Below are 8,277 nucleotides of genomic sequence, written 5' to 3'. Positions count from 1 at the left end.
ATTTAATGACGATCCCATAGCGCAGACCAGAAGCCTCGGGCTGCCCGTCTTCGAGGCGATGCTCCGGGAGAGCAACAAGCACTTCGCCGGCGCGGCCCGCGCCCAGCTCCCCGCCATTCTCACCGAGCAGCTCAGCCGGGAACTCGCCTGGGAACTGCAGAGCCTGGTCGAGGAGTTCCTCAAACGCATCCGGACGGCGAACCATGGCTCCTGACAGTCGGCCCGCCAGCCACCCGGGTCGGGATGCGGCCCGTCTCGGGGCCGTTCTCCTGCGCCAGGCGTCCGATCTGCTCGACACCCTGGACGTCCGGCAGCTCGACGATCTCATGGCGGGTCGGGCGCGGCTCGCGGTCGTCCCCACACCCACGGCTACGGCTACGGCTACGGCTACGGCAGCAGACCCGGGCGGTCGTGCCGCGGCGGACGGCTCCCGGCTCCCGGCGTCCGTGGACGTCGAGAAGCTGCACGCGACACTGGTCGCCGCCGCGAGCCGGGAGGAAGCCCGGGAGCACCTGGCCGCCCTGGGCCGGATCCCGGTCCCGCAGCTACGGGCCCTGGCGGGCGCCCTGGGTGTCGACGGGGTCGGCGGCAGGGATCCGAAAGCCACCGTGATTCGAAAAATCGTGGACGGGACCATCGGTTTCCGGCTCAGCTCCCGGGCGATGCTGGCCGGGGAATCCGAACTGTAGGATTTCCGATCACCACCCCAGCGCCCCCAGCGCCCCGCGGCCCTTCCTGGCCTGTCCCGGACGGACGAGGAAGGGGTGCGCGGACGGGGTGCCGCGCGGACGGGTCAGCCGGCGTGCGCGGGGACGACCTCGACGTCGGCGGTCGACTCCCGCCCGGCTCGGATGAGCACGATGATCACCACCGCAGCGAGCGCGATGAGGATGGCTCCCCACAGGAACGCCGTGGTGTAGCCCTCGATCTGCGCCTGGTCAAGGAGGGCCTTCCCACCCCGCCCGTGATCGGCCAGGTAGTTGGTGACGGCCGTCGCGTAGACGGTGTTGAGCAACGCGGTGCCCAGCGACCCGCCGATCTGCTGCGTCGTATTGACCAGCGCGCTGGCCACCCCCGCGTCGTGCGGGGCGACCCCGATCAGCGCGAGGTTCGACAGGGGCACGAACGAGAAGCCCATGCCGATGCTGATCAGCAGCTCGGAGGGAAGAATGTGCACGACGTAGCTCGAATCCGTCCCGATCGCGAGGAGCAGCGCCATCCCGACCGCCGCGAGCGTCGTGCCGGCGCCGGCGAGTACCCGGGGCCCGACGCGCGGCAGGAGCTGGCTGGCCAGCCCCGCGGAGACGATGATCCCGCCGCTGAACGGCAGGAACGCGAAGCCGGTCTTCAGGGCGCCGTAGCCGAGCGTCTGCTGGAAGTAGTACGTCAGGAACAGGAACATCGCGAACAGGCCGGCCCCGGTCAGCAGCGAGGCCAGGAACGAGCCGCCGCGGTTGCGCTCCCACGGCACCCGTAGCGGCAGCAGCGGCGCGCTGGTGCGGGACTCGATGACGACGAAGGCCGCGAGCAGCACGACCGCACCGACCAGCAGCCCGATGGTGCGGGCGTCGCCCCAGCCGTCCTCGGCGGCCACGGTGAAGCCGTAGACCAAGGCCACCAGGCCCGCGGTCACCGTCACCGCGCCGGGCAGGTCGTAGCGGGTCTTGCCCTGCGCCCGGCTCTCGCGCACCACGGGCAGCGCGAGAGCCGCGGTGATGAGCGCGATCGGCACGTTCACCAGCAGGCACCATCGCCAGGAGGCGTACTCGGTGAGCAGGCCGCCGACGATAAGACCGATCGCGGCGCCACCACCGGAGATCGCTCCGTACACGCCGAACGCCTTCGCCCGCTCGCGGCTTTCAGTGAAGGCGACGGTGATCAGCGACAGCGCGGCCGGCGCGAGCAGGGCCGCGAACGCACCCTGCAGCGCCCGCGCGGCGAACAGCAGGCCGGCGTTCGGGGCCAGGCCGCCCAGCGCCGAGGCCAGCGCGAAACCGAGGAGTCCCCAGCTGAAGGCCCGCTTGCGCCCCAGGTAGTCGGCGACGCGCCCGCCGAGCAGCAGCAGACCGCCGAAGGCCACGGTGTACGCGGTGACGATCCATTGCCGGTTCGCGGTGGAGATGTCGAGATCGGCCTGCGCGTGCGGGATCGCGATGTTCACGATCGAGGCGTCGAGGACGACCATGAGCTGCGCGACAGCGATGATCCAGAGCGCGAGCCAGCGCCGTGGATCGGGCGAGCCGTCCGCCGCGTCCACCGGACGGTCCTCCGCCTGGTGGTCGAGGGTTGTGGTCACAGGGAAGCTCCTAGCCGATCGGACCTGAAACGGGGACGAACGAACGCCACGAGTTCGCGCGAGGCGACCCGGTGCGGTGGGGATGGTGCCGGTGGACGGCGCCCCGGGACCGGGCGGTCCGTGGCGGCGTCGGTGACGCGACGGTGACAGGGGCAGGGCTATCGAACGAGCATTCGAGCCGAGAATAGCTCAGGTGTTCGAGTTGGCCCCGGACGGGGGTGTTCCGGGCCGGAGTGTCGTTCCGGGCCGGCCAGCCAGTAACGGCATGAGCACGTCGTCCACCATATGATCGACGAACGCGCCGTCGAGCGGCTCACCGGTGACGAGCAGGCGACAGAAAATCATCGCCATGACGATCTCCATGATCACGTCGAAATCGGCCGACGCAGAGATCTCCCCCCGTTGCGAGGCCCGAGCGAACATGCAGCGGCCGATCTTCGCCTTGTTCTGCAGGATGTTGGCCTGCACGACCGCAGCCAGCCGCGGGGACTCGCTCGCGGCCCGGAGCACGCCAATGAGCAGCGCACCGTCGGGACCGGTAATCGTGTCGACCATGAGGCGCACCTCGGCGGCCAGGTCGTCCCGCAGGCACCCGGTGTCAGCCGGGACGCGGTCGCCGGGACCATGCCGCCGCAGGGCCTCCACGACCATCTCGTCCTTGCATGACCATCGGCGGTAGATCGTCGCCTTGCTGGCCCGGGCCCGGGCCGCGACGGCGACCATGCTCATCCGCTCATACCCGACCTCGACGAGCAGTTCCAGCGCGGCGTCCAGGATCGCCCGCTCCCGGGCATCGTCCCGGGGCCGGCCAGGCCCGGCGCCACTCGGCGGGGAAATCGGTCTTCACCCTTCCGTCTCGGACGCTTCTCCGGAGTCGACGCGCATGGCCGCGACGCCGAGGAGAAGACGCAATGAACATTACCCTAACCATAGAAACAGTACCGTACTGTACTGAAAATGCCAGCTCCCCACACCGTGTGGCGCTGGTCACATCTGCCACCCGTCACCCGCCCCGGCCCCGGCCCCGGCCCCGGCCCCGGCCCCGGGCTCCGGCTCCGGCTCCGGCTCCGGCCGCGATCCGGGTGTCCCGAACGGACAACACCCGGGGCCGTCCGCCTAGAATATCGACAAACGCCAAGATCAAGGGATTCATCATGCGATCGGATGTTCGGGGCGGTTAGAGCGGCAGGGCATGATGACTGGCGGAGGCGAGAGTTCCGTCCCCGCTGACCCCTACCCGGCCGATCCCTGCCCGGCCGATCCCCGTCCCGCGGACGGCCCTCCGGAAGGGAGAATTGTCATCATCCGCTCCGCCCAGCACCGATTCCTCGCCGCCGCCACCGGCAGCATGCTCGCGCTCGGCCTGGGCCTGGCTGCGTGCTCCCGGCACGGCTCCGCCCCTCGCCCCGCGTCGCCGACAGCGTCGGGCCCGGGTGGCCCGAACAGCGCACCCGCGCAGGCCGGCACGCCCGAGGAGTCCGGCGGCATGTGGGTCCTGCGGGACGTGCCCTACGCGCCGGTCTCGCCGGCACAGCGGCTGGATCTCTACCGTCCCTCCCCGCCGGCCCCGACGGCAGGTGCCGAAGGGGCCCAGGTGACCCCCGGGACGGTCCTGCCGGTGGTACTCACGATCCACGGTGGCGCGTTCATGCTCGGCGACAAGCGGGACGACCTGCCGGTGGTCCGAGCACTCGTCCACGCCGGGTACGCCGTCGCCAGCTTGAACTACCGGCTGTCCGGGGAGGCAAAGTTCCCGGCCGCGGTCCAGGACGTGAAGGCGTCCGTCCGCTGGCTGCGGGCCCACGCGGGCACCTATGGCCTGGACCCCTCCCGCATCGCCGCGACCGGCGCGTCGGCCGGGGCCTACCTCGCGGTGATGCTGGGCACGACGAGCGGCGTGGCGATGTTCGACGACCCGGGGCTCGGCAATCCCGGGGTGTCCAGCGACGTCCAGGCCGTCGTCGACTTCTACGGCCCGGTGAACTTCGCCTCGATGGACGCCCAGCTGCGCGCGAACGAGCGGTGCACCGTGGCTGACGCCCAGCACGACCAGCCCCACTCGCCGGAGTCGCGGTTCCTCGGCCGCACCGTGACGGCCGTGCCCCAGCTGGTCCGGGTGGCGAGCCCCCTGAACTACCTGAGCCGCGGGCCGCTGCCGCCGTTCCTGATCGAGCACGGGGACGCGGACTGCACGGTCCCCCACCAGCAGTCGCTGGAATTCGCCCACGCGCTGCGCGCCGCCGGAGCGCCGGCGGTGGACGTGACGATCGTGCCGGGCGCCGGCCACGGCGGTGCCTTCCCGGCCCGGGAGCGGATGGGCGTCGTTCTGGCGTTCCTGCACCGCACCATCGGCCGCTGACGGCCGGCACACCACCCGGCGCTCCGTCGACCAACCACCTCTGCGGCCTCAGGCCACCTCTCCGACCTCAGGCCATCTCTCTGGCCTCAGGCCGCGGGCCATCCGGCAGGGTCATGACCGGCCGCAGGCCCCACCGGCTCACCCCGCGCGTCACGTCGCGGGGGTCACCTTCAGGCGGAACCATGGCAGTGACGGGGAGCAACACGGCGAGAGGGTGATAGGGATGTCGGACACCGCGGCACAGTCGGACACCGCGGGGTACGCGCGCCCCGCCGGGCAGGCCGTCGAGGCGGCGGACGCGGAGTCCGCCGCCGGTGGGATCGTCGTCGGGGTCGACGGTTCACCCGCGTCCGTCGCCGCGATCCGGTGGGCCTGCGACGAGGCCGCCCAGCGCCTGGTCCCGGTGATCGCGGTACTGGTATGGGACGTCATGGGCGAACCGCGGCCGGTCTTCGAGACCGCGGCGAACGCCGACCGCGAGGGTCTGGCGCACGCCGCCACGCGGGTTCTGGACACCGCGCTGACCGCCGCCCGGGTCAGCGATCCGACAGTGCGGATCATCCGGCGGGTCGAGGAGGGCAGTCCCGTCCCGGAGCTGCTGCGGGCCGCGGCCGACGCGCGGATGATCGTCGTCGGCGAGCGCGGTCACGGGGCCCTGCACCGGCTGGTGAGCGGCTCGGTAAGCCAGGGTGTGGTGCACCATGCCTCCCTGCCGGTCGTCGTGGTAAGGCCGGTCGCCCCGGCCGCCGGATCCGGCAGGCACCGGTCCGGAAAGCATGACCGCGATATGGCGAGCGGCGGCGTGGCGAGCGGCGGCGCGCACCAGCCCGTCGGCATCGACGACCGGCCGGTGGTCGTCGGCGTGGACGGCTCGGCCCCCTCGCTCACGGCACTACGGTGGGCCGTCGAGGCGGCGATGCTCCGCAAGAGCGCCCTGCACGTCGTGCACGCCTGGCACCTGGACATCCCGATCTACCCGGGGAGCTACGCCGATATCGGATCGGCGCTGGCGGAGCAGGCCCGGCAGACCCTCGACCAGGCCGTCTCCACGATCGTCACCGAGCACGCCGGCGGGCTGCCCATCCCCGTCAGGAAGGAGACCGTCGTCGATGGCCCCGCCCATGCGCTGCTGCGGGCCTCGGCTGACGCGCAGCTGCTCGTGGTCGGCAGCCGCGGGCACGGCGGCTTCGCCGAACTGCTTCTCGGTTCGGTGAGCCACCAGTGCGTCCTGCACGCGCACTGCCCGGTGGCCGTGGTCAGGTAGCGGCCCCGGTGGCCCTGGTCGGTAGCGGCGCGGCCCGTGGTCGGGAAACCGGCGCGGTCCGTCCGGCGAGGTCGATCAGCCGATGCCAGCCGGCGTGGGGATGCGGGGGCGCAGCGTGCTCAGCAGGCCGAGGACCCGCTCGGCCAGATCCTGCTCTCCCCCGCCAGCCGATCCAGTTGATCCGGCTGATCCGGTCGATCCGGCGGTGTCCCACGCTCCGAGCAGGAAGGACGGAGTCAGGCGGACGTAGAGCTGGACCGCGGTGACCCCGGCGATCTGGTCGCGGCACTGCTCGGGCGTGCCGTGGATGAACAGGGCGTCGATGACCTCGTCGGGTAGCGCCCGGGCGGCACCACGCTGGTCCCCGGCGGTCCAGCGCTCGTGGGACTCGGCGAGCCGTTCGCCGTTGCCGAGCCATTCGTGGAAGGCGTGGTAAGGGGTCTGGTTGAGGATCCAGGTGAGGAACGGCCGGCTGTCGCGGCGGGCGACGTTCGGATCGGCGTTCGGATCGGCGTTCGGACTCACGAAGACCTTCACCACCAGCTCCTTGCCCGCTGGCTGCGGTCCGACGGCGGCACGGACCTTGATCAGATCTTCGGAGGACAGCAGATTGGTGACGGCACCGTCCCCCTCGGTGAAGCCGAGCTTGAGCATGCCGGGCCGCAGCACTCCCAGGATGACCTTCGGCGTCTCGATCGGAGGATTCGGTAGGACGAAGCCGCGGATCGCGAACGTGTCGAAGGCGCCGGAGACCACCTCGCCGCGCAGCGCCCGGGTGAGGAAACGAAGCGTGTCCCGGGTCCGACGGAAGGGCTCGTCGAACGGGATGCCGTTGAGGTCGGTCACGTGGGCGGGCACCGACGAACCGATGCCGAGGACAAGCCCGCCGAACGTCAGATCGGCCAGGGTCGCCGCGGTCTGGGCGAGCACCGCCGGGCCGCGGGTGTGGACGGGCACGATCGCGCTCGCCAGGCGCACCCGGGGATCCCAGGCGGCGGCGACCGCGAGCGGGGTGAACGCGTCGACGCCTCCGCCTTCGGCCGTCCACACGTCGCTGTAGCCGGCGTCAGCGAGTCCCGTGACGATGCGTCGATGGTCCCGCAGCGGGATGCCGGGCAGAGGAAGGGTGACACCGAAACGCGGAGTGGTCACGGGAGTACCTCACGGGTGGTCGACGGTGTTCGGTCAGATGGTCGTCGCGGAGACGGAGGACAGAGGACAGAGACGGAAGGGCGGGAGTTCCCGCGCCCGGAAGCTCAGGCCGGGGGCGCCGGCCCCAGGCAGCGATGATGCTGGGCCCGAGGTCGAGGAAGTCGGGATCGGCGAGCAGGGCCAGGGCCGAGTCGAGATCGGCACGGGTAAGCAGGCCGCTGTCGACGAGGTAGTCGGCGGACTGGCCGAACGTCGCACGCCACAGGCGCCCGATCTCGTTGGAGCCGCCAACCGGGTAGTACGTGGCGTGCAGACCGGTGTCGACCAGGCCCGCCCGGGTCAGCGGCGCCGGCAGCGTTCGCCCCCACCACAGGTCCGACCCGATCGACGACGCCATCGCCTGGCCGATCGCCTCGAAGGCGTGCCGGAATCCGTCGTGCGGTGACGAGTCGACCGGGGACAGCACGAGATCCTCAGTGACCAGCCAGCCGCCCGGGGCCAGCCAGGAGACTAGCCGCCGCAGCACCTCCTCACGCTCGGGGATGTGCATGAGGACGGTGCGGGCATGGATGAGGTCGAAGGAACCCGGCTCGAAGTCGTGGGTGCGCACGTCCGCTTGGACAATCCGCAGGTTCGACCGGCCGGCGTCGTCGAGGAAACTCGTGCTCACGTCGACCGCAGTCACCTCCCCGCCGGGGAACCGGTCGGCCAGCCAGTAGGCGACCGAACCCGCACCGGCACCGATTTCCAGGAACCGCCCTCCATCGGCGATTCCCCGCGCCTCGAGAACGGCGTGCGTGGCCGGGTCCACCTGTGATTCCAGCAGTTGCAGCCGGCCGAGTTCCGTGGAGATGTCGTGGCTGAGGATACCCTGGACGTATCCGACCGACGTGTCGGGCGCGGAACGCTGCATAGCGATCACGTCTCGCGCCGGCGCCAAGGCCGCATCGGATCCCGTTGTACTGGTCATCGTCTCCCCTGGGCATGGTTCTGGGCCAGTTCCGGGCGGTCGCGGCCAGGTCCTAGACCGGTTGCGGACCAGTTCCGGTCCGGCACGGCGGTACCGATTCCTGCGTGGTTTCCACTGTCGTACCTGGTTTTCACTGTCGCGAACAGTTTCCGCGTCCCGGACCGCGACCCATTCCAGTCGGCTCGCGGCGGCTGGTCCAGAGGCATCACGGTGCTGTTACCAGCACTAAGGGATCG

At 71.2% G+C, this 8,277-nt stretch carries 7 protein-coding genes and 1 pseudogene; 4 read left to right on the top strand and 4 right to left on the bottom strand.

Translation table 11 applies throughout. From position 1 onward, the window contains the following. Both AC08OT_RS16885 and AC08OT_RS16880 read left to right on the top strand, forming a co-directional pair. Positions 1–214, top strand: a pseudogene (locus AC08OT_RS16885) (ParA family protein); the annotation flags it as partial. Further along, the gene (locus AC08OT_RS16880; protein ID WP_476603018.1) at positions 204–689 is read left to right on the top strand and encodes a hypothetical protein; all 486 of its coding nucleotides are present in this window, start codon (positions 204–206) and stop codon (positions 687–689) included. The pseudogene AC08OT_RS16885 and the gene AC08OT_RS16880, both read left to right, overlap by 11 nt. Before the next feature lie 104 nt (positions 690–793). On the opposite strand, the gene AC08OT_RS16875 is transcribed toward AC08OT_RS16880, so the two are convergent. Both AC08OT_RS16875 and AC08OT_RS16870 read right to left on the bottom strand, forming a co-directional pair. Continuing rightward, positions 794–2,296, bottom strand: a complete 1,503-nt coding sequence (locus AC08OT_RS16875) for an MFS transporter (RefSeq protein WP_476594710.1) — start codon at positions 2,294–2,296, stop codon at positions 794–796. 189 nt (positions 2,297–2,485) lie between these two features. Further along, on the bottom strand, positions 2,486–3,073 hold the full coding sequence (locus tag AC08OT_RS16870; RefSeq protein WP_476597865.1) for a TetR/AcrR family transcriptional regulator: 588 nt from the start codon (positions 3,071–3,073) through the stop codon (positions 2,486–2,488). A gap of 418 nt (positions 3,074–3,491) precedes the next feature. Here AC08OT_RS16870 and AC08OT_RS16865 point away from each other — a divergent pair, with 418 nt between their 5' ends. Both AC08OT_RS16865 and AC08OT_RS16860 read left to right on the top strand, forming a co-directional pair. Next, positions 3,492–4,655 (top strand): alpha/beta hydrolase fold domain-containing protein, encoded by a 1,164-nt coding sequence (locus AC08OT_RS16865; protein ID WP_476594525.1) that lies wholly within the window; start codon positions 3,492–3,494, stop codon positions 4,653–4,655. 223 nt (positions 4,656–4,878) lie between these two features. Further along, positions 4,879–5,919: a universal stress protein gene (locus AC08OT_RS16860; RefSeq protein ID WP_476594524.1), complete on the top strand. Its 1,041-nt coding sequence runs from the start codon at positions 4,879–4,881 to the stop codon at positions 5,917–5,919. A 75-nt stretch (positions 5,920–5,994) separates the two neighbouring features. Here AC08OT_RS16860 and AC08OT_RS16855 read toward each other — a convergent pair whose 3' ends face one another. Both AC08OT_RS16855 and AC08OT_RS16850 read right to left on the bottom strand, forming a co-directional pair. Beyond that, positions 5,995–7,071 carry an LLM class F420-dependent oxidoreductase gene (locus tag AC08OT_RS16855; RefSeq protein ID WP_476603017.1) on the bottom strand — a complete coding sequence of 359 codons (1,077 nt, stop codon included), beginning with the start codon at positions 7,069–7,071 and terminating at the stop codon, positions 5,995–5,997. Further along, positions 6,986–8,041: a class I SAM-dependent methyltransferase gene (locus tag AC08OT_RS16850; protein WP_476594522.1), complete on the bottom strand. Its 1,056-nt coding sequence runs from the start codon at positions 8,039–8,041 to the stop codon at positions 6,986–6,988. Before AC08OT_RS16850 ends, AC08OT_RS16855 begins: the two co-directional genes overlap by 86 nt. Positions 8,042–8,277 lie beyond the last annotated feature (236 nt).

This window comes from Frankia sp. CgJB1 (genome assembly GCF_977947065.1).
The sequence above is the reverse complement of the archived record's forward strand: the minus strand, read 5'-3'. Positions and strand labels throughout refer to the sequence as shown.